General features: G+C 37.6%; 23 protein-coding genes. 13 read left to right on the top strand and 10 right to left on the bottom strand.

Translation table 11 applies throughout. From position 1 onward, the window contains the following. Nucleotides 1–88: 88 nt before the first annotated feature. A complete protein-coding gene (locus AC1M9H_RS11200) occupies nt 89–1,324 on the bottom strand; it encodes a pyridoxal phosphate-dependent aminotransferase (RefSeq protein ID WP_092767759.1) in 1,236 nt (411 codons plus the stop codon). A 151-nt stretch (nt 1,325–1,475) separates the two neighbouring features. Between AC1M9H_RS11200 and msrB the strand changes: the two genes are divergently transcribed. Continuing rightward, entirely contained in the window at nt 1,476–1,895 is a 420-nt protein-coding gene (msrB, locus tag AC1M9H_RS11195; protein ID WP_481613407.1) for a peptide-methionine (R)-S-oxide reductase MsrB, read from the top strand. Continuing rightward, entirely contained in the window at nt 1,892–2,374 is a 483-nt protein-coding gene (locus tag AC1M9H_RS11190; protein WP_035266096.1) for a glutathione peroxidase, read from the top strand. Before msrB ends, AC1M9H_RS11190 begins: the two co-directional genes overlap by 4 nt. Nucleotides 2,375–2,411: 37 nt before the next feature. On the opposite strand, the gene AC1M9H_RS11185 is transcribed toward AC1M9H_RS11190, so the two are convergent. Continuing rightward, entirely contained in the window at nt 2,412–3,869 is a 1,458-nt protein-coding gene (locus tag AC1M9H_RS11185) for a flavin-containing monooxygenase (protein WP_481613432.1), read from the bottom strand. A gap of 218 nt (nt 3,870–4,087) precedes the next feature. Between AC1M9H_RS11185 and AC1M9H_RS11180 the strand changes: the two genes are divergently transcribed. The 5 genes from AC1M9H_RS11180 (at nt 4,088) to AC1M9H_RS11160 (ending at nt 11,123) form a co-directional block, all read left to right on the top strand. Continuing rightward, complete coding sequence (locus AC1M9H_RS11180; protein WP_481592100.1) at nt 4,088–5,098, top strand: AraC family transcriptional regulator; 1,011 nt, start codon at nt 4,088–4,090, stop codon at nt 5,096–5,098. A gap of 100 nt (nt 5,099–5,198) precedes the next feature. Then, entirely contained in the window at nt 5,199–6,341 is a 1,143-nt protein-coding gene (gene zapE, locus AC1M9H_RS11175; RefSeq protein ID WP_481613406.1) for a cell division protein ZapE, read from the top strand. A 354-nt stretch (nt 6,342–6,695) separates the two neighbouring features. After that, entirely contained in the window at nt 6,696–8,858 is a 2,163-nt protein-coding gene (locus AC1M9H_RS11170; RefSeq protein WP_092767767.1) for a malate synthase G, read from the top strand. Between the two features lie 91 nt (nt 8,859–8,949). Beyond that, entirely contained in the window at nt 8,950–10,398 is a 1,449-nt protein-coding gene (locus AC1M9H_RS11165; protein WP_481613405.1) for an aldehyde dehydrogenase family protein, read from the top strand. Nucleotides 10,399–10,457: 59 nt separating this feature from the next. Beyond that, nucleotides 10,458–11,123 (top strand): SOS response-associated peptidase, encoded by a 666-nt coding sequence (locus AC1M9H_RS11160; RefSeq protein WP_481592103.1) that lies wholly within the window; start codon nt 10,458–10,460, stop codon nt 11,121–11,123. Nucleotides 11,124–11,140: 17 nt separating this feature from the next. Here AC1M9H_RS11160 and AC1M9H_RS11155 read toward each other — a convergent pair whose 3' ends face one another. Further along, nucleotides 11,141–11,605, bottom strand: a complete 465-nt coding sequence (locus AC1M9H_RS11155) for a MarR family winged helix-turn-helix transcriptional regulator (protein WP_035266085.1) — start codon at nt 11,603–11,605, stop codon at nt 11,141–11,143. Nucleotides 11,606–12,161: 556 nt separating this feature from the next. On the opposite strand from AC1M9H_RS11155, the gene AC1M9H_RS11150 reads away from it, so the two are divergent. After that, nucleotides 12,162–13,694: a TerC family protein gene (locus tag AC1M9H_RS11150; protein ID WP_481613404.1), complete on the top strand. Its 1,533-nt coding sequence runs from the start codon at nt 12,162–12,164 to the stop codon at nt 13,692–13,694. 144 nt (nt 13,695–13,838) lie between these two features. After that, the gene (locus AC1M9H_RS11145) at nt 13,839–14,294 is read left to right on the top strand and encodes a hypothetical protein (protein WP_481613403.1); all 456 of its coding nucleotides are present in this window, start codon (nt 13,839–13,841) and stop codon (nt 14,292–14,294) included. A gap of 91 nt (nt 14,295–14,385) precedes the next feature. Here the strand turns inward: AC1M9H_RS11145 and AC1M9H_RS11140 are convergent, their stop codons facing one another. Together AC1M9H_RS11140 and brnQ are read right to left on the bottom strand one after the other, a co-directional pair. After that, nucleotides 14,386–14,637 (bottom strand): hypothetical protein, encoded by a 252-nt coding sequence (locus tag AC1M9H_RS11140; RefSeq protein ID WP_035266079.1) that lies wholly within the window; start codon nt 14,635–14,637, stop codon nt 14,386–14,388. 420 nt (nt 14,638–15,057) lie between these two features. Beyond that, the gene (brnQ, locus tag AC1M9H_RS11135; RefSeq protein WP_481597801.1) at nt 15,058–16,350 is read right to left on the bottom strand and encodes a branched-chain amino acid transport system II carrier protein; all 1,293 of its coding nucleotides are present in this window, start codon (nt 16,348–16,350) and stop codon (nt 15,058–15,060) included. Between the two features lie 344 nt (nt 16,351–16,694). On the opposite strand from brnQ, the gene map reads away from it, so the two are divergent. Continuing rightward, nucleotides 16,695–17,489: a type I methionyl aminopeptidase gene (map, locus tag AC1M9H_RS11130; RefSeq protein WP_035266073.1), complete on the top strand. Its 795-nt coding sequence runs from the start codon at nt 16,695–16,697 to the stop codon at nt 17,487–17,489. 18 nt (nt 17,490–17,507) lie between these two features. On the opposite strand, the gene AC1M9H_RS11125 is transcribed toward map, so the two are convergent. The 4 genes from AC1M9H_RS11125 to aceR form a co-directional block, all read right to left on the bottom strand. Beyond that, nucleotides 17,508–18,686 (bottom strand): benzoate/H(+) symporter BenE family transporter, encoded by a 1,179-nt coding sequence (locus tag AC1M9H_RS11125; protein ID WP_481613431.1) that lies wholly within the window; start codon nt 18,684–18,686, stop codon nt 17,508–17,510. Nucleotides 18,687–18,739: 53 nt separating this feature from the next. Beyond that, on the bottom strand, nt 18,740–19,390 hold the full coding sequence (gene leuE / locus AC1M9H_RS11120; protein ID WP_481587646.1) for a leucine efflux protein LeuE: 651 nt from the start codon (nt 19,388–19,390) through the stop codon (nt 18,740–18,742). Nucleotides 19,391–19,457: 67 nt separating this feature from the next. Then, nucleotides 19,458–20,444, bottom strand: coding sequence for a transaldolase (gene tal, locus AC1M9H_RS11115; protein ID WP_481613402.1), 987 nt, complete (start codon nt 20,442–20,444; stop codon nt 19,458–19,460). A 94-nt stretch (nt 20,445–20,538) separates the two neighbouring features. Continuing rightward, nucleotides 20,539–21,423: an HTH-type transcriptional regulator AceR gene (gene aceR, locus AC1M9H_RS11110; protein ID WP_481613401.1), complete on the bottom strand. Its 885-nt coding sequence runs from the start codon at nt 21,421–21,423 to the stop codon at nt 20,539–20,541. Nucleotides 21,424–21,518: 95 nt separating this feature from the next. On the opposite strand from aceR, the gene aceI reads away from it, so the two are divergent. Beyond that, a complete protein-coding gene (aceI, locus tag AC1M9H_RS11105; RefSeq protein WP_481613400.1) occupies nt 21,519–21,950 on the top strand; it encodes a chlorhexidine efflux PACE transporter AceI in 432 nt (143 codons plus the stop codon). A 53-nt stretch (nt 21,951–22,003) separates the two neighbouring features. Here the strand turns inward: aceI and AC1M9H_RS11100 are convergent, their stop codons facing one another. Next, entirely contained in the window at nt 22,004–23,533 is a 1,530-nt protein-coding gene (locus AC1M9H_RS11100) for an acetyl-CoA C-acetyltransferase (RefSeq protein WP_180028195.1), read from the bottom strand. Nucleotides 23,534–23,773: 240 nt separating this feature from the next. On the opposite strand from AC1M9H_RS11100, the gene AC1M9H_RS11095 reads away from it, so the two are divergent. Together AC1M9H_RS11095 and AC1M9H_RS11090 are read left to right on the top strand one after the other, a co-directional pair. Further along, a complete protein-coding gene (locus AC1M9H_RS11095) occupies nt 23,774–25,165 on the top strand; it encodes a 3-oxoacyl-ACP reductase (RefSeq protein ID WP_481613399.1) in 1,392 nt (463 codons plus the stop codon). 140 nt (nt 25,166–25,305) lie between these two features. After that, the gene (locus AC1M9H_RS11090; protein ID WP_481597806.1) at nt 25,306–26,160 is read left to right on the top strand and encodes a MaoC family dehydratase; all 855 of its coding nucleotides are present in this window, start codon (nt 25,306–25,308) and stop codon (nt 26,158–26,160) included. The last annotated feature ends 64 nt before the right edge of the window (nt 26,161–26,224 follow it).

The raw sequence follows: 26,224 nt of genomic DNA, 5'->3' as shown, positions 1-26,224 counted from the left end.
TATCATGAAATAATCAAAATATTAAATATAAAACCCCCAGATTTCAATCTGGGGGTTTTAAATACATCATTCACATAAAACGACCGAATTAACGCATTTTCGCCAAGAATCTTCCTAAACGATTGATTGCTTCACGTAATTCATTTTCTGCAGGCAAGAACACCACACGGAAATGATCAGGGGTAGGCCAGTTGAATCCTGTGCCTTGTACCAATAACACTTTTTCTGCTTTGAGGAAGTCAAGCATAAACTGTTCATCATCCTGAATCGGATAAATTACAGGATCAAGTTTAGGGAAACAATACATTGCACCTTCAGGTTTAACGCAACTTACACCTGGGATTTCATTCAACATTTGCCAAGCAATATTGCGTTGCTCATACAAACGACCACCTGGACGAATTAAATCGTTGATAGACTGGTAGCCACCCAATGCAGTTTGAATAGCGTATTGAGCTTGATGGTTAGCACACAGGCGCATTGACGCGAGCATATCTAGACCTTCAATATAATCTGCCGCACGAGTCTTATCACCCGTAATTGCCATCCAGCCTGAACGGTATCCAGCAATTCGATAGGATTTAGATAATCCGTTAAATGAAATACATAGTTGATTACCCGCAAGGGCAGCGACCGATACATGTTCGATTCCATCGTAAACGATCTTATCGTAGATCTCATCAGCAAATAAAATCAGGTCATATTTTTTTGCAAGAGCGACAATTTTTTCTAAGACATGGCGTGGATAAACAGCACCCGTTGGGTTGTTCGGATTGATAATCACGATCCCACGAGTATTAGGCGTAATTTTGTTTTCCATATCCTGAATATCAGGATACCAATTATCTTCTTCATCACATTTATAATGAATTGCTGTACCACCAGAAAGATTAACGGCAGCAGTCCATAATGGATAATCTGGCATTGGTACCAGCATTTCATCGCCGTCATCTAACAGGCCTTGCATAGCCATTACAATCAGCTCAGAAACACCATTCCCAATATACACGTCATTGACATGCATATTGAAAATACCTTTTTGTTGATAATACTGACAAACCGCTTTGCGGGCAGGGAAAATCCCTTTTGAGTCTGTATAGCCGATTGCATTTGGTAAGTTCAACGCAACATCATTGATAATTTCTTGAGGTGCTTCAAAACCGAAGGGCGCTGGGTTGCCGATATTGAGTTTAATTATCTTATGTCCGGCTTCTTCCATTTCGTTGGCGGCGCGTAACACAGGTCCACGAATGTCATAGCATACATGCTCGAGCTTAGACGATTTCTTAATTTCGCGTGGAGTAGTGTTACCTAAAACGGACATATTCCCATCCAATTATTTTTGAGTGAATAAAAATAGATTACTAAATATCACAATCTATGTAGAAATTTAGCTAGAAATTTTTCAAGCTCTAGCGTAAATATGAAGGTACTGAAGCATGACATTGAATGTCAAAGATTTAAAGGAGTTAATCATGGGAAAACTCAATAAAACAGACCGAGAATGGCAAAGAGAGTTATCACCAGAGGAGTATCAAATTACCCGTCAAAAGGGAACTGAGCCTGCTTTCACAGGGCGATATTGGAATACCAAACAAGAAGGAACTTATGTTTGTCGTTGCTGTGGCGAACCTTTATTTACTTCAGAAACCAAATATGACAGTGGTTGTGGATGGCCTAGTTTTTATCGTCCAATCAACCAAACAGTCATTGAAGAACATGACGATCACTCACATGGTATGATTCGTACTGAGATTGTTTGTCATCATTGTGACGCACATCTAGGTCATGTTTTTGAGGATGGACCTGAACCTACAGGTCTTCGTTATTGTGTAAACTCAGCTTCATTAGAATTAAAAACCCAAGAAAAAAATGATGAGGAAACCTATCCATGACCAATATTTATCAATTTGAGGCAGAATTGCTAGAAGGGGAAAATAAGCAATTTTCGGATTATGAAGGTAAAGTGCTATTGATAGTCAATACAGCCAGCAAATGTGGATTTACGCCACAATTTGCAGGTTTGGAAGCGCTGTATGAAAAGTATAAAGATCAAGGTTTTGAGGTATTAGGATTTCCGTGTAATCAATTTGGTGGGCAAGATCCGGGTACGCACGAAGAAATTGGTAGTTTTTGCCAGAGAAATTACGGTGTATCCTTTCCGATGTTCGCTAAAGTGGATGTAAAAGGTCCTGAAGCCCATGTGATTTTTCGGTATCTCACCAACAACAGCAAAGGCATTTTAGGAAGTGGAATTAAGTGGAACTTTACCAAATTTTTGATTGGAAAAGATGGCAAAGTGCTTAATCGATATGCACCTACAACTAAACCAGAAAGCATTGAAGATGATATTCAAAAAGCGCTGGCTCAGTAAAAAAAATCAGCTCAATTGAGCTGATTTTTTTATTCATTTAATTCAAGAAACGGTAATCGGCTAGATTTGCATTTTTGGTTTCTAGCCAATACTTCCATGTATAACTCGGCCAAAGTGAAAAATTCTTTCCGCCTTCTTGCTGATACCAACTCACACAGCCAGATTGCCAAACTGTGCCTGCAAATTTTTCTTGGATTTTACGGTTGAATTCTTCTTGGACTACATCTTTGACCACGATTGCTTTGGTTTTGGATTTTTCTACAGCTTCAATCAGTTGTAGAATGTAATTCACTTGAGATTCGATCATAAAAATTACAGAGTTATGACCTAAAACAGTATTCGGGCCTAAAAGTTGAAAGAGATTTGGAAATCCTTTGGTAGAAATTCCATAGTAGCTTTCAGCACCCTCTTTCCATGCTTCTTTCAACTCAATACCATTTTCACCATAACATTTAAAATCTTTTAAATAAATTCGTGGATCAGTAATAAAACCAGTACCGTAAATTAAGCAATCTATTTCTCGTACTTGCCCATCTTTGGTAACAATCGCATTTTCAGTAATTTCTTGGATGCTGTCCGTCACGAGCTCTACATTCTTGCGATTAAATGTTGGGAAATATCGATTTGATACCAAAATTCTTTTACACCCCATGGTGTAATCTGGTGTCAATTTTTTTGCTATTTCTTTATCTTTGACTTGGAAGCGAATAAAAGCTTCTGCAAGTTTTTGACCCAGTCGCATCATTTGAGGTTTTACAATCGGAACTACGCGTGATTCATTTGACCAATACAAGCGCGCTCGATGCAATTTTCTAAACCAGTCGTATTGGGCAAACAGTTTTTTGTCTAAAGCATTATAAGCACGTTCATCGCGCGGTATTACCCATGCAGCAGTTCTTTGAAACACGTATAACTGTTTGGTTTTTGGTGCAATCTCAGGAATATATTGAATTGCACTTCCACCTGTGCCGATACTGGCTACACGTTTACCATTCAGGTCATAAGCATGATTCCAAGATGATGAGTGGAATACTTCGCCTTTAAATTTTTCGATACCTTTAATCTTTGGAATTTGAGGAATATGCAATGGACCAGAGGCAAAAATAAGGAATTGACTGCGTAGAGCACTTTGATTCTTGATGGAGATTTCCCACGCATGAGCTTGCTCATCGAAGCGTGTCGAAATGACTTCGGTATCATATTGAATAAATTTTTTTAAATCATATTCTTGAATAAGATCTTGAATATATTGAAAAATTTCAGGTGCTTCAGCATATCGTTTTGTCCAATCAGATTTAGGTGCAAAAGATAATGAATACATATGAGACTGCACATCACATGCAGCACCCGGGTATTGATTTTCACGCCAAGTACCACCTACATCTGTAGCTTTTTCAAGAATAACAAAATCTTTGATACCGCGTTTAAGAAGTTGAATAGCTGTGGCTAATCCTCCAAATCCGGCGCCGATAATCGCAATTTTAGTATTTTTCATGATGAGTTGCGTTTCAGTTAAGTCGACTGAATTTGTATCTAGCTGATCTGATGTAACTTCCATTTTAATACTCGTTTATATTATTTGAAGCTATCATAAGCAGTCTGGACTGAAACTGACATGATTTCATTGACATTTAATATTGATATTTTCGGCAATATTCTTTCCCTTTTTTTTAGGGTAAAACATATGCAACTTTAATTTTAAAATTCTGTTTTATGAAAAGGTCGATTCTCGGTTTGTTGTATCTCATACAGGGCATGCGACAGGTCGGAATAAATGTGGACGAAAGATTGGAAGCTGTCGGTTTAAAGGCGGATGCCTTAGATCCGAGTTCAACGATTCAACCTGAATTAGAACAAATCATTCAAAGAATTATTGCTAAAGGGGTTAACCCGCTGCTTGGTTTGGATGTCGGTCAACATTATGCGCTCGCAGGCTATGGTCCGCTTCTCATGCTGTTGGTCACAAGCTCGAATGTCGGTGCGGCTCTCACAAATGGAATACGCTATCAAGCGCTTACCCATTTATCGGGTAGGCTTACATTAGAGCAGACGAGTGTCTATGCGGCTTTATGTTATGAGCCACTCAATTTACAAAGTGAAGTTGATGAGTTCAGGGCTCAATGTGAAATTTCAGGTACGGTTAAATTCGTGCAAGATATCTACAAAATGATAGGATTGCCCTTTCCTGAAGTGCAGATTGAATTGCCGTTTTCACGACCGAAAGAATCCATTTTTTTGAACAAGTATTTGAATTATTTCGGTGAACAAGTTCGGTTTGAACAAGAGAAATTTCGACTGATTTTTGATGCTGAAATTTTAGAATTGAAGTTGCCTTCAGCTGATCAAATCACATTTAATGTCCATCAACAAAGATGTAATGCTGAAATCGAAAGATTGAATGCACAACAATTGAATCAACACCAGTTGATTCAAAGAATTCACGATTATTTGGATTTACAAACGGGGCAGATTCCAACAATGGCAGAAACTGCTCAAGCATTGAATATTCCAGAGCGTACTTTGCGACATCAGCTTAACCAACTGGATACAAGCTATAAGCAAATACGGGAGCAACTCATTCGAGAGAAAGCGCTTCGATTAATTGAGTACAAAGAGTATTCAATCGAAGTAATAGCTGAAATGCTTGGATATTCAGAACCTGCAGCATTTAACCATGCTTTTAAAAGATGGTTTGGACAAAGTCCACGACAGTATGGGAAATAACCTCAGCATGTATGCTCAAATGGTATATGCCAAAGTGTTATTTATCATTTTTTTAAATATTCGTTATACTTCCGACGGCCTAAAAAAGTAATCAATATCTATGTTCCATTCTCATTCTTCGCAAAATAGTTTAAGTCACACTCCGCAATCACCTGCAGAACGTTATGCTCACGCAATTTCGTCAGGACAATTTATGCCTGATGATGCTCAAGCTCAAGCTGTACATGAACTTAATCGTGTTTGGGAAGAACTGATCTTACGATATAAAGCTTCTAAAAAAGCGTTTCGACGTTTTCGCCGTCAAACAGCCCCGAAGGGTGTTTATATGTGGGGTGGTGTTGGGCGTGGAAAAACTTGGTTGATGGACCAGTTTTATGATGCGATACCATTCCGTCGTAAGACGCGTATGCATTTCCATCATTTTATGCAATATGTGCATAAAGAGTTAAATAAAAATTCAGGACAGCAAAATCCACTCGACATCGTTGCTGATCAAATTTACAAAGATGCGGTTGTGATCTGTTTTGATGAATTCTTTGTATCAAATGTCACGGATGCGATGATTTTAAGTGATTTATTCCAAAAGCTATTTGTTCGTGGAATTACACTTGTTGCGACATCAAACATTGCACCAGATGGTTTATACAAGAACGGTATTCATCGCGACCGCTTTATTCCAACGATTGAAATGGTAAAAAAGAATTGTGTCATTTTGAATGTGGATGCAGGTGTTGACTATCGTTTGCGTGTACTGAAACAAGCGCAATTGTTCAAATCACCTTTAAGCCATGATAATCAGGTATGGATGGCACAACGTTTTTCAGCATTAACCAGTGCTCAAAATGTGAGTGAAGAACCGATCATCATTAATGGACGTAATGTCGATACAATTGGTCATACTGAAGATGTATTATGGTGTGAGTTTTCTGAACTCTGTATGAAGCCACGAAGTCCTGCGGACTTTATCGAAATTGCGAACACTTATAACACTGTCCTAGTCAGTAATGTTCCCGATCTGAATGATTATTTATCAGAAGGAACACGCCGATTCATTTATTTAGTCGATGAGTTCTATGATCGTGGTGTTAAATTATTACTAACCTCACATGCCAGTATCATTAATATATATAGTGGCGAAAAATTAGCGTTTGAAATCGAACGCACACGTTCACGCTTACTCGAAATGCAATCAGATGACTATTTACAATCTGCGCATCGACAAATTGATATGCCTGCAGAATAAATGTGAAAATTCAAAAACGAACCCAAACAGATGATGTTTGGGTTTTTTTATTTGGAGTGGAATAAATTTGAAATCGTCGCTTAAAAGCGTAGAGAAAATAGACATATTGGTTTAAATTAAATCAGATTTGATGGAAATTGGCACTTAAGTCTAATTTCTACCTTTATAAAACTTTATACACTGTAATTAGATTGTTGAATTAAGACGACTCAATAAGTAATAGATCAAAAGTCTCAGCTGATTGGTGTCTATAATAAATGATCACTATTTAGCAATGTGATATTACTATTCAGCAATTTATAAATGGGTATACTAGATTCTCTTGTATAAAAAGTAGCAATATCAGGAAAGACAATGACTGCACGTATTCAGAAAGGCAAGTTAGCGATTGCTAAAGAACTCTACGATTTCATCGAAAATGAAGCACTACCAGGTTCTGGTTTAGACAGTGAAACTTACTGGAAAAACTTTGAACAAGTCGTTGTTGATCTTAGCCCAAAAAATAAAGCACTCTTGGCTAAGCGTGATGACATTCAAGCGAAAATTGATGAATGGCACCGCAATAATAAATTTGAATTAGGAGCTTACAAAGCTTTCCTGACAGAAATTGGCTACTTATTACCAGAAGTAGAAGATTTTCAAATTACAACTGAAAATGTAGATGAAGAAATCGCACTATTGGCGGGTGCACAATTGGTTGTGCCTGTACGTAATGCACGTTACTGCTTGAACGCTGCAAATGCTCGTTGGGGCTCTTTATATGACGCATTGTATGGTTTCGATGTTATCTCGGAAGAAGGTGGTGCGGAAAAAGGTAAGGGGTATAACCCTGTTCGTGGCGAAAAAGTTATCGCCTTTGCTAAAAATTTCTTAAATGAAACTTTCCCTTTAGCAAATGGATCACATGCGGATGCTACGAAATACGCTGTTGAAGCAAAAAAATTAGTGGTAACGCTTAAAGATGGCAGCACAACGAATTTGGCTAAAGAAGCTCAATTTGTAGGTTTTAATGGTGAAGAGTCTGCGCCGACAGAAATCGTTTTATTAAATAATGGTTTGCATGTCATCATTGAAATCGATGCGACAAGCCCAATTGGTCAAACGGATGCTGCTGGCGTAAAAGATCTTGTTTTAGAATCTGCGGTAACAACGATCCAAGATTTGGAAGACTCAATTGCTGCGGTTGATGCTGAAGAAAAAGTTGAAGGCTACCGTAACTGGTTAGGTTTGATGAAGGGTACTTTGGAAGAGAAAATCGAGAAAAATGGTAAAACCATTACTCGTGCTTTAAACAAAGACCGTACCCACAAGAATCTGATCGGTGGCGAAACAACTTTACACGGTCGTTCATTGATGCTTCTTCGTAACGTTGGTCATTTGATGACGAACCCGGCGATCCTTGTGGATGGTCAAGAAATCTATGAAGGTATCATGGATGCATTGATCACACCGTTGTTAACGTTTGCTGACATCAAAGGTCAAAACGAAATCAAGAATTCTCGTAAAGGTTCTATGTATATCGTTAAACCTAAGATGCATGGCCCTGAAGAAGTTGCATTTGCAGTTGAACTATTTGAGCGTGCTGAACAAGCTCTAGGTTTGCCAGCAAAAACGCTTAAAATCGGGATCATGGATGAAGAGCGCCGTACTTCTGTAAACTTGAAAAACTGTATTGCTCAAGCGAAAGATCGTACCATCTTCATTAACACAGGATTCATGGACCGTACAGGTGACGAAATCCATACCTTTATGGAAGCAGGTCCATTCGTTCGTAAGGGTGAAGTTAAATCTCAAATTTGGTTCCCTGCATATGAAAACCGTAACGTGATGGTTGGTTTACAAGCAGGCTTACGTGGCAAAGCACAAATTGGTAAAGGCATGTGGCCTAAACCAGATATGCTTTTAGATATGTATAAAACCAAAATTGAGCATCCTGAAGCTGGTGCGAGCTGTGCTTGGGTTCCATCACCATCTGGTGCTGTAATTCATGCGATTCACTATCACCAATGTAATGTTTCAGCGCGTCAACAAGAGTTGTTAAAAACTGAAGCATTACCTTTAGATGATTTATTAACTCCACCATTAGCGACTGATACGAATTGGACTGATGAAGAGAAAACCAAAGAGTTAGAAAATAACCTTCAGGGTATTCTTGGTTATGTTGTTCGTTGGGTTGATTTGGGTGTTGGTTGTTCTAAAGTTCCAGACATCAACAACGTTGGTTTGATGGAAGACCGTGCAACTTTACGTATTTCATCTCAACACGTTGCTAACTGGTTACGTCACGGTATCGTGACTAAAGAGCAAGTTGAAGAAGTAATGCAACGTATGGCTAAAATTGTAGATGAGCAAAATGCGAACGATCCAGCGTACACACCAATGGCGCCTGGGTTTGACGGTTATGCTTACCAAGCAGCATATGATTTAGTGTTTAAAGGTGCTGAACAACCATCAGGTTATACAGAACCATTACTTCATGCTTACCGCTTGAAGCTTAAAGGTTATACTGGTGACTAATTAAAATAAAAAAGCCTCTCCGGAGGCTTTTTTTACGACTGTGTAAAATAGTTGACCATTGGGTAAAAAGTGGCATGAAGAGGGACATAAAATGACGCGATATTCAAATTTAAATCAACAGTATATTAACGGTTCTTGGTTAAAAGGCTCTTCAGAGCGTGTCATACAAAATTTTAATCCATTTGATTTAAAAGAAATACACCAAATTCAAGCGGCGAATCAGTCTGATGTTGATCTCGCTTTTTCTGCAGCACAACAAGCATTTGATCTTGGCTTAATTACCTCTGCTATAGATCGCAAGAAAATCATTCAGAAGCTGCATGACATCATACAATTACGTAAAGACGAAATTATAGATTGGCTGATTACCGAGTCTGGAAGTACGCGTCTCAAGGCAAATATTGAAGTAGGTGCTGCGCTTGGTATTATCTCAGAATCATTCACTTTTCCTGATCAAATCCAAACTGTTCAGCTAGAAAGTAAAGATCCTGCGAGAAAAAGTTTTTATCAACGCAAAGCGTTGGGTGTTATTGCTGTCATTAGCCCTTGGAATTTTCCATTTCATTTGTCAATGCGATCGGTTGTTTGCGCAATCGCATGTGGAAATACAGTGGTACTAAAACCTGCGAGTGACACACCTGTTACAGGTGGAACATTATTAGGGAAATTGTTTGAAGAGGCGGGTGTGCCCGCTGGTGTACTGAATGTCATTGTGGGTAGTGGTAGTGAAATAGGGGATTATTTTGTCGAGCATCCTATCCCGAAGATGATTTCATTCACTGGCTCTACAGAAGTAGGACAAAATGTTGGTGCTAAAGCGATGGCCAGCTCTAGAATCAAACGACTTGCTTTAGAGCTTGGGGGGAATGCGCCATTATTAATTCTTAAAGATGCAGATTTAGATTTGGCAGTCGATTTGACGATCAAGGGGCGCTTCCTTCACCAAGGTCAAATCTGTATGAGCACTAATCGTGTCATCGTAGATCAATCGATTCACAATGAATATGTTCAAAAGCTTTTAAACAAAGTAAAAGATATTCCTGTGGGTGATCCTAATCTTGATGAGACGCTTATAGGACCTATTATTAATAATACACAAGTGAAACAGCATCAACGAATCATTGATCAGGCTCAAATAGAAGGTGCTAAGTTGGTCTATGCTGGGGGTATTGAGAATAATTTGGTTTCACCTCATGTGTTTATCGATGTATTGCCGACATATGCAATTGCTCAAGAGGAAAGCTTCGGACCAATTCTGCCGATCATCAGAGCAGATGATGAAGCACATGCAATTCAAATCGCCAATGACACACCGTTTGGTTTATCTGGTGCTGTATGTACATCTGATATTGAGCGCGGAGTAGAAATCGCTTCAAAACTCGATATTGGAATGACACATATTAATGGTATAAGTGTCGCGGACCATGCTAATGCACCATTCGGTGGAGAAAAGAACTCTGGATTAGGGCGCTTTAATGGGCATTGGATTATGGATGAATTCACGCGTACACACTGGATGACAGTACCAATATCATCATAATGAACTGAATTGGATCAGCTATAATAGCCTAAGTTTTTTATAGTATTGAAAATTATGCTATGTGTGCCAACTTTAAGCCAATACAAGCGCATCAAATCCAAGCATTAGAACTTCCACATATTTCATTTGAATATGTGGAAGAGGTTTATCCAAGCTACGAAACCCCGTTGTTATTTAAATCTGATCATAGCTACGAGTGGAGGTTAGTTAATTTTGGTTTTATACCAAAATGGGCAACTGATACAGAAATAGCGAAGAAAACCTATAATGCACGCAATGAAACATTAAGCGAAAAAAGAAGTTTTCAAGAAGCATTTGAAAAATGTAAATTTGGTGTAATTCCAGTAACTGAGTTTTATGAAGCAAAATATATTAATGGACGACCGCAACGATGGGGTGTGAGAAGAAAAGATGGTCAGGCATTTTTTATCGCAGCGTTGTATGAAATCACGAAAATTGATCAAATTATTTATCGTTCAGCAACGATGATTACCATGGATGCTATTCATCACGAAATGATGAAGGATTTTCATGAGCCTGGAGATGTTAAACGGTCAGTAATTATTATTCCGCACCATAAATTAGATCAGTGGTTGAGTTTAAAATCCCCCGACATTCAGAACTTTGTTGAAGGCTTTCCAGTAGGGGAATTTGAATGTTTTTATTGTCCAAAACCACGGCAGAACAATACAGCCCAACTCAATATGTTTGATGATGGGCTTTAATCTAAAGTTTAGGAAAATTAATGCGCTAAATTTTTGAAAATATGCTTTAAGCTTTCCATTAGTTTTTCAATTTGAAGTGGGGTTAATCCCTCAAATGTTTGTTCAAGAACCACACTCATCAGATCATTAATTTTTTTTGTCATTTCTAAACCTTTTGGTGTTAGTACCACACGCGTAATACGGGCATCGTTTTCACACGAGTAAGTGTCAACCATTCCTTCATCTTTTAAACGGTAAACGATTTTTGTAGTCGTCGACATTTTTGACACAATCATGTCAGAGAGTTCTGAAACACTTGCATCTGGTTTAGTAGACAATGCGACAAGCAAACGTCGACGAGAATTATCAACGCCATACTTTTTGAGCACATGGTCAACATTCAGTACATATTGAGAATGGACTTGAGTGATCCAATAGAATGGAAAATTTTCGAGTTCAAAATTTTCAGATGAAGGTAAAAATTTTGCATATTTTTTTGACATCGCTACGTCCTTGTCAGTGTAACTTAATTGTTTTTATTAATTTAAATATTACATGAAGCATAACCTATATTAAAAGAACTATGTTCAAATAATCAACTTATGTTCAAGCGCTTACCTTAAATCAGACAAAAGGTATGACACCTATTGACTTCAGTTTTATAAAACATATTTCAATGATCTGTAAATATCTTTATGTGTATCAAAACAGAAGATTCGAAAAATACAGCTATTCTGATCTTCATGATTATATCTTTATGTCAATTCCACGCTGACCAAATTCTATTGAAAAATATAGGAACTATAACTTGGCATTGATATTTTTTTTTGTGTCGAAAATGTCAAAGACTATTCAAGGATGGCAATTACGACTAAAGATATGATCTAAATTTACATAAAAAATTGTTTTGAACATAAAAAAAGTAATTACAAAATAAAATTCTTATGCATAATAGTTTCATCATTTCTGAAAAGGTAACTTTATATATGGACCCGTCGCCGTGTTGGCCTAATTTAGCTTCTTACATTATCTTAAATAATAAGAACCAGGAGATCTAATATGGAATTTTTATTGGATCCTGGCATTTGGATAGGGTTAATTACCCTTATCATTCTTGAAATCGTTTTAGGTATTGATAACTTAGTATTTATTGCGATACTTGCAGAAAAACTTCCTCCAGAACAACGTGATAGAGCCCGTGTAATCGGTTTATCCCTCGCATTATTAATGCGTCTAGGTCTACTTTTTGCGATCTCGTGGTTAGTGACTTTAACTCAACCATTGATTGAAATTTTTGGAAAAACATTCTCAGGTCGGGATTTGATATTACTGTTTGGTGGTCTATTCCTTGTGTATAAGGCTGTCAATGAACTCCATGAAAAAATGGAGGGTAAACCCGAGATTAAAACGAATAACAATGTCGTATACGCTGGTTTTGCTGCAGTTGTGGCTCAGATCGTCGTGCTTGATGCGGTATTTTCACTCGACTCAGTGATCACTGCGATTGGTATGGTGGATAATATTTACGTGATGATGGCTGCGATGATTGTGGCTATGGTTGTCATGTTAATTGCATCAAAACCGTTAACTACGTTTGTTAACCGTCATCCTACGGTGGTTATCCTTTGTTTAAGTTTCTTGTTATTGATCGGTGTAAGTCTAATCGCTGAAGGTTTTGGATTCCATATCCCTAAAGGTTATATTTATTCAGGTATTGGTGTTGCAATTCTAATTGAAGCATTCAATCAATTTTCGAATCGTAATCTTGAAAAAAATCAAGCGAAGATCCCGTTACGTCATCGAACTGCAGATTCAATTTTGAAATTGATGGGCAGTAAATTGGATGCCGATATTGCAACATCCAAAGAAGTTGAAGAAATTCAACAAGCTTTTGGTGATGAAGAGCGTTATATGGTTGGTGGTGTGCTATCACTTGCTGAACGTTCAGTTGCTTCAATTATGACACCTCGAAATCAAATTTCTTGGGTTAATATTGAGGACGATGCCGAAGCAATTCGTGAACAGGTATTAGCTGTACCTCATAGTCTTTTCCCAGTTTGTCGTGGACAATTGGATAAAGTCATCACGATTGTACGTGCAAAAGAATTGATTGATGCATTAGATGATCCAGATCAACTAAAAGATTTGATGAAACGTGTCCGTCCTATTTTCATTTATGAAAAAATGAAAGTGATTGATGCAATTAATACATTAAGAACTTCTAAAGGTTCATTGGTACTTGTTACAAATGAATATGGCAATATTCAAGGCTTAATCTCACCATTAGATGTTTTTGAAGCAATTGCTGGTGAATTCCCAGATGCTGATGAACAGCTTGAATTGGTTAAAATCGATGATACCACTTGGAAGGCGTCTGGTATGTTAGATTTATATCAATTAGAGCTGGCGCTCGATATATTAGATTTAGATCTGGTGCAAGAAGACTCAGGTTACTTTAGTGTTGCAGGACTGATTTTAGATAAAACGAGTGGAGCGGTTGAAGTTGGTATGTTGATTGAACACCAAGGGGTTAATTTCGAAATTCTAGAAATGGAAGATAATCGAATTAAAACCGTTAAAATCACGCTTTAAACTCTAATAAAAAAGCTCCTTATTGGAGCTTTTTTTTGCTTAAATTTCTATATAAGGTATGGAGTTAGCGAAGTCGTAGTATGAAATATGAGATAAGATGCTAAACATATTGCAATCTGTTTTATAGCGAAGGAATGTCAGATCATGATCGATCAAATGGAATTATCGGTAAGACTTGCTATTTTTTTTAGTGGTATTTTTTTATTCACCGGTATGCTTACTGGTGTATGGAAGTATGTGCAAATCAGCTTATCTAAACAAGCTCGAGCACATTATTATGTTGATATTGCGCATAGGAGTAGTTTGCTATATGCACCTGCAACGTTAATTCTAGCGGTTATGGCATATTTTTCAGCGTTGAATGAATCGACAAATTTGCTCTTTATTTTGATTAATATTTTCTTTTTTGCATTTTCAATTTTAAGTTATATTTTGCATGGCTTATTGAAAGATACGACAAATCAGTTCAAAGAACCACATCAATTAGGGCGTATTGAATTACCAAAATTGCTCATGAGAGGTGCGATGGTACTATTGGTCGTAGGTGAGGTTGGGGCGACCTTAGGTTTGCTTTATGGTTTATATGTTGGGTTATTCTAATAAGTAGAGCAGAATTGAAAAACTTGTTATTTTGATAGAGTGCTTTAAATGATGACATTGACTTTAAGATGGATGCTTTGGCATCCATCTCTTAGTCTAAATGTGCTTCTTGATCAGAAAGCTTTTGAGTACGATATTTCGTGTCAATAAAGGCCCACACGTAAAATGCTAGCGTCGCAGCAAGTGCATAAGCAAAATATTCAAGCTTCAACGTGCCTTGAATTGTACCTTGCACAACAAGTGTCAGCATGAGAGCAAACATTGTGCTTAAAAAAACGACAGCATTGTTGTTCGCTTTAAGAGTATTAATGAAGACTTGCTTGTTGAAATGTAATGATAACATCTCCATCCCTCCTGATAATTCATGACAAATCTGAATGATTTAGTCGACTTTGTTTACATACTTGTACAGGGGATTGAAGAATAAAGCAAGTTTTTAACACTCTATTATGTAAATAAATTATGACATTAATATGACAAAAGTCGAAATATTTGAAATTAAGATACTACGTGAGCTAAGTGCTAGAATTATTTCGATAAATCGTGATGAGATGAATAGAGTTTCTTGTAATTCTTTAATCTATTTACTTTTTAGCACCTTGCAAAACAAATAAATAGTAGCAAAAGTCATTCCAAATCAGACTGATGAGGTCAAAGTTAAGGTGGGTAAGCAATAATAGTCTGTTGGATAAACGAGACAATTATTGATTACAGAACAAATACGGCTTGGGTAAAACAATATTTATTGATAAATCACCTGAATTTACTTCTTCAGTCTATCCAGTATGTAGACAATGACAAATACAACTAAAGAAGGAATCAACCATGCTAAATTTTGTTCAGCCAATGGTAGATTGTTCATAAATGCTGGCAAGAAATGATCTAATTCTGCAACCTTAAGTCCATCAATAATACCGAATATGAAAGCAACCGCTGTAACAGGCGCAATGACGCGTGGAGCGGAATTAAAGAACTTCCACATAAATCCCATCATGATCACCACAATCGCTGGTGGGTAGATTGCACTTAATACAGGTACAGAGAAGGCGATTAACTTGGTTAAACCTAAGTTGGAAATGACAAATGAGAAACCAACAAGAATGAAAACCCATTTTTTGTAAGTAATCTTCGTGATTTGTGAGAAATATTCTGCACATGCACAAGTCAAACCAATTGCCGTAACCATGCATGCGATAAAAATCATCGCCCCTAGAAAATATGAGCCAAAGTCACCAAAGGCATGCTGAACATAGCCATGGAGAATAATGGCACCATTTGCAGCGTTAGGTGCAGCCTCGTGACTACTCAGTCCAAGTTTAAATAGGCTAATGTAAACCAGTGTAAGGCCAATACCTGAAATTAAACTTGCGATCACTGCATATTTGGTAATTAACTTTTGATCAGTTACACCACGTGAACGTATCGCATTAATAATGACAATACCAAATACTAAAGCTCCTAAAGTGTCCATGGTTAAATAACCATTAACAAAACCTTCTGAAACAGGACTATTGATATAGTTTCCAATAGGTGCAGGGATATAATCTGCAGAAACTAAAAAGGCACTACCACCTAAAATGATCAAAGAGAGAATTTTGAGTGGAGATAAAACATAGCCGACAGTATCCAAAATTTTATTCGGATAAAGTGAGATTAACGTTACAAATGCAAAATAAATTGCACTGTAGATCAACAAGGTCGATGAAGACGTTCCAAAATAACTCGAAAAACCAATTTCAAAAGAAACTGTAGCTGTCCGAGGTGTCGCGAAAAGTGGTCCAACAGCAAGATAGCATGCTACGGTTAAGATTAAACTTGCAATCTTACCCAGTGGAGAGCTTAAAAGTTGAATAGAGCCTTCAACACGCGATAGCGCAATGATCGTGATAACAGGAAGGCCAACAGCAGTAATTAAGAAGCCAAAAGCAGCTAACCAAACATGTTCACCCGCTTGTTGAGCAACAATAGGTGGGAAGATAATATTGCCTGCACCGATAAATAGTGCAAAGGTCATAAAACCTAAGGCAATAATGTCCCGTGTACGCAAATTGGTCATAAGGGAGATCGGTTCAAGAAAAAAGAAAGCGATTTTAGAGCAAATGTCAGTAAATAGGGAGGGCGGTCATCCATCGAATGGAATAGTAAAAAAGCAAGAAGCGAATAATTTTATTGGATGGGAAATTATGAGTTAAATTAAGTCTATGTATTTATAAAACTAATAAAATAAATTTATTTATTGAATTGAAATTAAGCAGAGCATAGATCTTGATTCGCAAAATAAAATAATGTACTGAATGGTTAAATAATAGTCGAAAATGATTAAGTTACAGATAGTCTATAGCGTTTGTGATCGACAAATGAAAGTCCTATAATGAATCCTGAATTAAAAAGGGGTTCATCATGAAGGCAACAGCTGTCACCATTAAAACTGAACAAGATATTGAAAAACTAAGAATATCGGGTCGGCTTGCGGCACAAGTGCTTGCGATGATTGGTGATTATGTGAAGCCAGGTGTGAGTACTGAGTATCTTGATGATATCTGTAATGATTACATCGTCAATACACTTAAGGTGACGCCAGCAAATGTCGGTTATTACGGATATACAAAAACAACCTGTATTTCGAAAAATGAAGTTGTATGTCATGGTATCCCTGCTTCCAATATTATCTTAGAGGATGGAGACATCATTAATATTGATGTTGCAATCATCAAGGATGGTTATTTTGGTGATACCAGTCGAATGTACTATGTGGGTACAATTAAACCTGAAGCAAAAAAATTAGTCGATACGACTTATGAAGCGATGCTTGCAGGTATTAAAACGGTTAAACCTGGCGCGACACTTGGTGACGTGGGTCATGCTATTCAACAAGTTGCGCAACGCGAAGGTTATACGATTGTACGTGAATATTGTGGTCACGGTATTGGAAAAACCTACCATGAGCAACCGAATGTATTGCATTACGGACAGCCTGGTCAGGGATTAGTATTAAGAAAAGGAATGGTGTTTACCATTGAGCCTATGGTGAATGCAGGCAAAGCCAAAGTTAAAGAATTAAAAGACGGATGGACAGTAGTTACAGCAGATAAATCTTGGTCTGCACAATGGGAACATATGGTTGCTGTTACTGATGAAGGATATGAATTATTGACACCTTGGCCTGAAGGTACGGGTGAATATCCTGTAATTTAATTCCCAAAAGCCTATTTTTTAAATAGGCTTTTTAATTTGTATACGCATCAAATGATAAATAATAAATCCAATAACCAAACCCCAAAAAGCAGATCCAATGCCCAAAAACTGAATTCCAGATGCAGACATTAAAAAAGTGATTAAAGCAGCATCACGATCTAAATCTTCTTTAAATGCGATACTGATGTTATGTCCAATCGTGGCAAAAAGCGCGATCGCCGCCAAAGTGGTAATCATTTCTCTAGGGAATGACAGTAACAATCCCGTTAGTGTCGCCGCAAAAATGCCCATAAAAATATAGAACACACCACAAGCCATACCTGCAATATAGCGTTTAGCAGGGTCTTGATGAGCTTGTTCATCTAGGCTCACAGCTGCACTAATTGCCGCGATATTGGTTGAAAATGCCCCGAACGGAGCGAATATTGCTTGAGCAATTCCTGTCCAACTCACTAATTGGTTGACATGAGGTTTGTAACCATAGGATCTGATCATTGCTAAACCAGGTAAATATTGCGAAGCCATATTGATGATCAAGAGGGGAATAGCTAAACCCAAAATACTTGACCAGTGAAATTCAGGCTGAATCCATACTGGATACGTCATTCCGTAGTGAATTTTGGTTGCTGTGTATTCAAAGAAAAAAGGTGTGGCAATAATGCAAGCTAACAATGTAATGACAATGGAGTGGCGTGGTAATGCTTTTTTACTTATAAAATATGTACTGATCAAGATTAAAACATAGATCAATTGGTCTTGCATGACCGTAAATAATGAAATGCCAAATTTTAATAACACTCCAGCTAACATGGCGCTTGTAAGAGATTGCGGTAAAAATTCAAGAATTCTTTGAAATATTCCAAAAAAACCCAATACAGCAGTCATAATTCCGCATATTAAAAATGCCCCTATCGCCTCATTCAAATTGTATCCTGAGCCTGTAGCGATAATCAGTGCTAGTCCTGCTGTTGACCATGATGTCGCAACTGGATATTTAAACTTCCAGCTTAAGATCAGTCCTGATAATCCTATACTCAGACCCAATGCCCAAAACCATGAGCTAATCTGTGCTTGATTTGCACCTAATACTTGTCCAGCTTGAATAACCAGTACAGATGAAACGCTAATGCCAATTAAAAATGTAATAAAGCCAGCGAAAACAGCAGGTAGACTTAAATCTTTTTTTATTCTTGTTATCACGTCTATGAGCATTTTTATATTATTTCCCTAATGATTCTGTGAAGTTAAGATTACATTGTTGATGTCGCAAGTTTGATCCCAAACAATCCAAATAAAATACCAATAGCGGCAACAGAAGCAGCTGCTAATTTATAATGCGTGTTGAAGTAATTTGAAATTTTGATACCTGTAAAGATCAACATACTTAAGTAGGCTATACTCATTAATTGTAAAATTACAGCAAGCATTAAAAAGCTTTGGGCTGGATAAGGATAAGCTGGATCTACAAATTGAACAAAAAACGATAAAAAGAACAGTATTGCCTTTGGGTTAATCAGACTAATGAGTAATGCGGTACGAAAAGGATGAAATTTTTCTTGTTTTTGTACAATAGAAACATTAGCTTGATCTTTACTTGGACGTTTCCAAGTTAAATAGGCTGCATATATTAAACGGATACCTAAATAACTAAGATATAAAGCACCAATAATTTTTAGGGCGAAAAAAATCCAGGGAAATTGATGCAATAATGTTGCGGCACCTAAGACAGTTAGCAAAATAAGGATGCTATCTCCACACAAAATACCGAAAGCACCTTGATAGCCCACTTTTATGCCAAAGCGAGTCGCAATAGACATGACATAGAGCGAGTTAGGTCCAGGTAATAAAATAATAAGTAATGTACCTATTAAATAGGTTGGAAGATCAGTTATACCAAACACTCATTTATCTCTTAAAAAATAATCGAGCTCCTAAGAGCTCGATTGAAAGAATGATGGATAGGTGCAATTAAGCTTTTATATCAGCATCTATGCCAAATGATTGTTTTAACAGAGAGCTGAGTTGATCTCTTGCCTTAATGAAGCCATCAATACCGCCTTGCAATAATTGCGATGCCATAAGATCTTTCTGAATTTGCTCTTTAAAATCTATTTCAGTGATTGGACTAAGCGATTCGATATTTGAGCTGTGTGCATTTGCATTTAACTGAATTTCAACTTGGCGATGATCTTGAGCCAATTCGTCAAGTAAATTCGGTGATACAGTTAAGAGGTCGCATCCAGCAAGTCCGAGAACCTGTTCTACGCTACGAAAGCTTGCACCCATAACTTCAGTTTTCACCTGATTTTGTTTGTAGAACTGGTAAATATGTTTAACGGATTGCACACCAGGATCTTGTTCAATTGGATAGTGATCCACATTTTCAGCTTTTTTATACCAATCGAGAATACGACCTACAAATGGTGAAATTAACGTGACCTGAGCATCCGCACATGCTTTTGCTTGATGTAAGCCAAACAACAAAGTTAAGTTGCAATGAATGCCTTCTGCTTCAAGAACCTTAGCAGCTTGAATACCTTCCCATGTTGAGGCGATTTTAATTAAAATTCGGTTTTGATCAACACCATACGTCGCATAGAGTGCGAGTAATTCTTTAGCTTTAGCAATTGTCGCGGCTGTATCGTATGAAAGTGCTGCATCAACTTCTGTTGATACTCGACCTTCAACTACTTTTAGAATTTCCACACCTAATTTGACAGTCAGGATATCAATTGTTCTATCGATTAACTCATCCGACCGATAACCCTCTGACTTTGCTTGATCAAATGCAGCTTCAATCAGTTCTTTGTTTTCAGGAAATGAAGCTGCTGCCGTGATGAGTGAAGGGTTAGTGGTAGCATCCAATGGCTTAAATTTTTTTATTGCGTTTAAGTCACCTGTGTCTGCAACAATTGTAGTGAAGTTTTTTAATTGAGATAAAGCTGTTTCAGTCATTGCGATCTAATTCTTTGTTTCATTACTTATATCATCTTTATAACACATGATTATTTTGAAACATGCTACAAAAGTTTTAAATCAAGTCATTTTCCTACATTTTTCTTTTATTTCTGATGTGATGAATTAAAAATTGAGCAGCTTTGCCCAGTGGTTGCTCTTTACTCCAGACTAGATCGATAAAATAATCAAATTTTGGGGTGAAATCTGAAAATCGTAGAACTTTAAGTTTTTTCTTTAATGTTGGTTGTTCGATAAGTATTTCAGTGGGTAAAACTCCCCATCCAAGTCCTTGTGAAATTAATCTACATGCAGAATGGTGATTGTCTGTACGCCATGCATCTTTGGAGAAGAGTAATTCAGGCTTAATGTTCCGATCGCGACTAGCGACTACAATCTGACGACTTTGAAAAATTTCTTCATAGCTCACTTTTTGATTTTGGCACAGCGGATGATGAACAGATGCAACTGGAATTAAACTTTCTTTCATTAATTCCACAAATTGTTCATTTGCCTCAATATGCTCACGCTCAAACATCAAGGCTAAATGAGCCTTACCCGTTAAAATCATTTGTTGAGCATCTTCTTGTGGTGCGCTGAATATATTGATTTGTAGTTGAGGAAATTGTTGTTCTAATAAAACAATATAATCAGTCCATCTACTATGTAGTAACTCTGATACCACCACAATATTTAATTCGGTTTCGATGCCGCTACTCAAACCAAACGCATGTTGTTTCCATTGATTCATTTCAATCAATAAATGATTAGTACGTTCATACAAAACTTTAGCTTGAAGCGTTGGTTGTGGTTCACGTCCTATTCTTTCAAACAGATGAAGATTCAGATCAATCTCTAAATTGGAAATCGCCATACTGACAGCAGACGGGACCTTGCCTAATTGACGTGCGGCTGCGGAAAAAGAACCTGTTTCCATCACCGTTTTAAAAACGACCAATTGTTCTTGATTAATATTCATCTTTGTTCTTTCAGAAATTTTGATAGATTCTAACTCGATCATTCAATATTATGAAAATAAAATGTGCTCATATAACAATGTTGATGAGTGAACCCATGTTTTTTTCAAAGAGAAGAATTATTCACGCAATAAGCTATGAAATCATTCTATTGGTGATCATCGCAATTTCTTTGAGTTTTATTTTCGAAGTTCCACTGGAGATTGCAGGTACATTAGGTGTGATTATGGCTGTACTTTCAGTGATCTGGAATATGATTTTCAATCATTATTTCGAAAAAATTGAAGCGCGCAATCAGTGGAAGCGTACTGTAAAAGTTCGTATATTGCATGCGCTAGGATTTGAAGGTGGCTTGATGTTAGTGACCATTCCAATTGTTGCATATATGATGGATATGACGCTCATACAAGCTTTTATCGTCGACTTAGGTTTGACGCTTAGTATTCTGGTGTATACATTTATATTTCAATGGTTCTATGATGGGATCGAAGCTAAACTGGGTTATGCACCTGAGGCTTTAAATCACTAAAACTCAAAATAAAAAAGCATCTCTATTGAGATGCTTTTTTGTTGTCATAGAAATTATTTTTCAATAATTGCCGTTACACCTTGACCACCTGCAGCACAGATCGACACAAGTACACGACCTGAACCTTTTTCATTTAAAATTTTTGCAGCAGTTGCGATAATACGACCACCCGTTGCGGCAAATGGGTGACCCGCAGCCAACGAAGAGCCTTTAACGTTTAACTTCGCACGATCAATTGAACCTAAAGGCGCATCTAAGCCTAGACGTTCTTTACAGAATTTAGGATCTTCCCAAGCTTTTAATGTAGAAAGAACTTGAGATGCAAATGCTTCATGAATTTCATAGTAGTCAAAATCTTGAAGTTTTAAATTAGCACGCTCGAGCATACGTGGAACTGCGTAAGCAGGAGCCATTAACAAACCTTCTTTTTTACCAATGAAATCTACAGCAGCAGTTTCAGAGAAACTTAAATACGCTAAAATTTCGTGACCATTTGCTTTAGCCCATTCTTCTGATGCTAATAATACACAAGAAGCACCATCGGTAAGTGGAGTAGAGTTACCAGCAGTCATTGTACGAGCATCACCTTTACCAAACGCTGGCTTAAGTTTTGCAAGCTTTTCTACAGTTGAATCAGGACGTAAGTTGTTGTCGCGCTCAAGGCCAAGGAATGGCGTCATTAAATCGTCAAAGAATCCTGCTTCATAAGCTGCAGCCATTTTCTGATGAGACGATGCAGCAAGTTCATCTTGAGCTTCACGAGAAATGCCCCACTCAAGTGTTGTGATCGCTTGGTGATCGCCCATAGATAAGCCAGTACGAGGTTCACCATTTTTAGGAGCATCTAGCAAATCTTTTACGTTAATTTTAGTTAACGCTTTAAGACGATCTTTACCTGTTTTTGCAACGTTGAGTTCTAAGAGGGCTTTACGTAATCCATCACCAAATGCGATAGGAGCATCTGAAGTGGTATCCACACCACCTGCAATACCCACCTCAATTTGACCAAGTGCAATTTTGTTCGCTACGAGGAAAGCGGCTTGAAGGCCAGTACCACAAGCTTGTTGGATATCGTAAGCTGGAGTTTCAGGTGCAAGCTCTGTGCTTAACACACATTCACGCGTCATATTGAAATCACGGCTGTGCTTCAGTACAGCACCAGCAACAACTTCACCTAGACGTTGACCTTGAAGATTAAAACGCTCAACTAGACCATTCAATGCTGCTGTAAGCATATCCGTATTTGTAGCTGTGAAATAAGCACCATTAGAACGTGCGAAAGGAATACGATTACCACCGATAATTGCAACACGGCGTACAGTATTTTGAGTCATAGTTTTTTCCTGTTCAGCGGAAGATTGAGTCGTAGTTGCTGAAGTTTGATTTTCAGCTTTAGTTTTATTTGTTGCTGCTGTTTTTTTGCGAGTCGTCGACGTACGAGGGCGAGTCGCTTTTGGAGTATTTGCGTTGTTGGCGCTGTTTGCATTACCACTACTCGCATTTGAACGAGCTTTTGATGTATTTGACACAGTCGCTTTCGCAGAATTCTCAGTTGTTGGATTTTCTTGAGTTGTTTTGCTCATAAGGCTTTTCCAAGCATATTTGGGATATTCTTGAGTGCTACATTAGCATAATCGCTAAGAGGTCGTATTGACTAAAATGACATTTAGCAATGCTTTCAGGTCAAGACATACATAGAGTAACTCAAGTATTATTTAACTGAAACGCAGGGATCGATTAATTTACTAAGTATCAGAGTTTGAACTGAACTTCATCTACATCATAGATCCTTCAAAAAATTATTCTATCGAGAGATCATATTCATGACTGACCAATATCAAGCTTTTGCAAAATCTCCAATTGGTAAATTTGTCATCAAAAATTTAGGTTTACCATCTCCAATTCACTTAGATCGCTTTGAATCAGCAACGCCTGTTGTTCAAGGCGCTGTTTTATTCGGTTCTGCGTCTAAAAGTCTTTTTAATGGTGAAATTGCGCAAGTTCTGAGTAATATTCATGCCAACAGCTATGCGGGAAACAATGCTGAGTTACAACAAGCTGCAGCTAAAGTAGGGTTGAACTTAGGTGCGTTTAATGAAGGCGATAAAGAGTCGAAATTCAAAGCAGTTGTGTTTGATGCTTCGGGTATTCAGGACTCTGAACAGTTAATTGAATTGTATAAATTCTTTAATCCAATTGCTCGCCAAATTCAAACTTCAGGTCGTGTAGTCGTCGTTGGCTTGACACCAGAATCAGCACCTACAGTGAAACAAGCGATTGCTCAACGTGCATTAGAAGGTTTCGTGAAATCTGTAGGTAAAGAATTTAAGAAAGGTATTGCTGCACAATTGGTTTATGTAGATCAAGATGCTGCTTTAAATCTTGAATCTACACTTCGTTTTGTACTTTCTCCGCGCTCAGCGTATGTATCAGGTCAAGTCATTCGTGTTTCAAAAGCAAATGTTGTTGATGTTGATTGGACTAAACCACTTGCGGGCAAAACTGCAGTGGTCACAGGTGCAAGTCGTGGTATTGGTGAAGCGATTGCGCATGTTTTGTCGCGTGATGGTGCTCATGTCATTTGCTTAGATGTACCACAACAACAAGCAGATCTTGATCGTGTTGCGAGTGAAATTGGTGGATCGACTTTAGCGATTGATATCACTGCACCAGATGCTGGAGAAAAAATCAAAGCTGCAGCGGCTGCTCAAGGCGGGCTAGATGTGATTGTCCATAATGCCGGTATTACACGTGATAAAACGCTTGCCAATATGAAGCCAGAGCTTTGGGATCTTGTGATTAACATTAACTTATCTGCGATTGAGCGTGTGAATGACTATTTGTTGTCTAATGAAGGCATCAATGAAAATGGTCGCATCGTTTGCGTATCTTCGATTTCAGGTATTGCGGGTAACCTCGGTCAAACGAACTACGCAGCTTCTAAAGCTGGTGTGATTGGTTTAGTGAAATTTACAGCACCAATTTTGAAAAATGGTGTAACGATTAATGCTGTTGCTCCTGGATTTATTGAAACTCAAATGACAGCAGCGATTCCATTCGCAATTCGTGAAGCGGGTCGCCGTATGAATTCGATGAGTCAAGGTGGTCAACCTGTTGATGTGGCAGAAACAATTGCATATTTTGCTTCATCTGCTTCAACGGGGCTGAATGGAAACATTTTACGTGTGTGCGGTCAAAGTTTATTAGGTGCTTAAGCTTTAGTGGTCATAGATTGTTAAATGAAAGAGAGTAATGTTCAGGCATTACTCTCTTTATTGCTCGTATGATTTGTTATGATCGTTTTGTTGAGCTGCAAACTGTAAATTTTTTATAAAGATAAATGGGAATTTTTAACATGAAAACACGTCACTTTAGTCAATTGCCAAAAGCTTATCTAGCTTATCCTAAAGTCATTAAAGGTTTAATTTTTAAAAAACCGAAAGGCGAGAAGACACTTCCGCAAGTGGATTACATCGTTGATGAATATCGTGTTGATCATGACCATTTAAAATCGTATAACGAAATTTGTGGTTATAAGAATAATGGATATGTACCATCGACTTACTTGGCAGTCATTTCTCAAAGTTTGCAGATGCAAATGATGACACAAGAACCTTTCCCATTTGCTTTGCTGGGTTTAGTTCATATTCGTAATCAAGTTAAGCAGTATCGCAAAATTGGAGTGAATGAAACCATCACGCTATCATGCAAATTTGGTGAGTTAAAACCACATGACAAAGGTTTGCAATTTGACTTCATTACCACTGCGAAAGTAGGTAATGATGTGGTGATGGAGGGTTTAACAACCTATCTTTCTCGTGAAAAAACAAATACTTCATCCTCTTCAAAGGCGAAAGAAGATCAGTTACCTGAATTTAAATCACAGGGTAATTGGAAAGTCGCTGAAAACACGGGTCGTCGCTATGCGCTCGTTTCAGGTGATTTTAACCTCATTCATATTCATGCAGTTACAGCAAAAGCATTTGGTTTTAAACAAGCGATTGCGCATGGCATGTGGAGTAAAGCTAAAGCATTAGCAAGTATTAGTTTACCGGATGCTTATGATGCTGATGTTTATTTTAAGTTGCCTATGTTTTTACCATCTGAGGTTGAATTTTTAACGGGTGAGCGAGATCAAGCGACATATTTGTTAGTTCGTAATGCAAAATCACAAAAACCTCATGTTTCTGGTGTTGTGAAACCACTTTAATAGATGCTCTAGGCCTAACATGTTTGTTAGGCTTTTTTATAACTATAAATCAAGGATAGAAGAT

The organism is Acinetobacter sp. ANC_7512 (genome assembly GCF_056779935.1).
The sequence above is the reverse complement of the archived record's forward strand: the minus strand, read 5'-3'. Positions and strand labels throughout refer to the sequence as shown.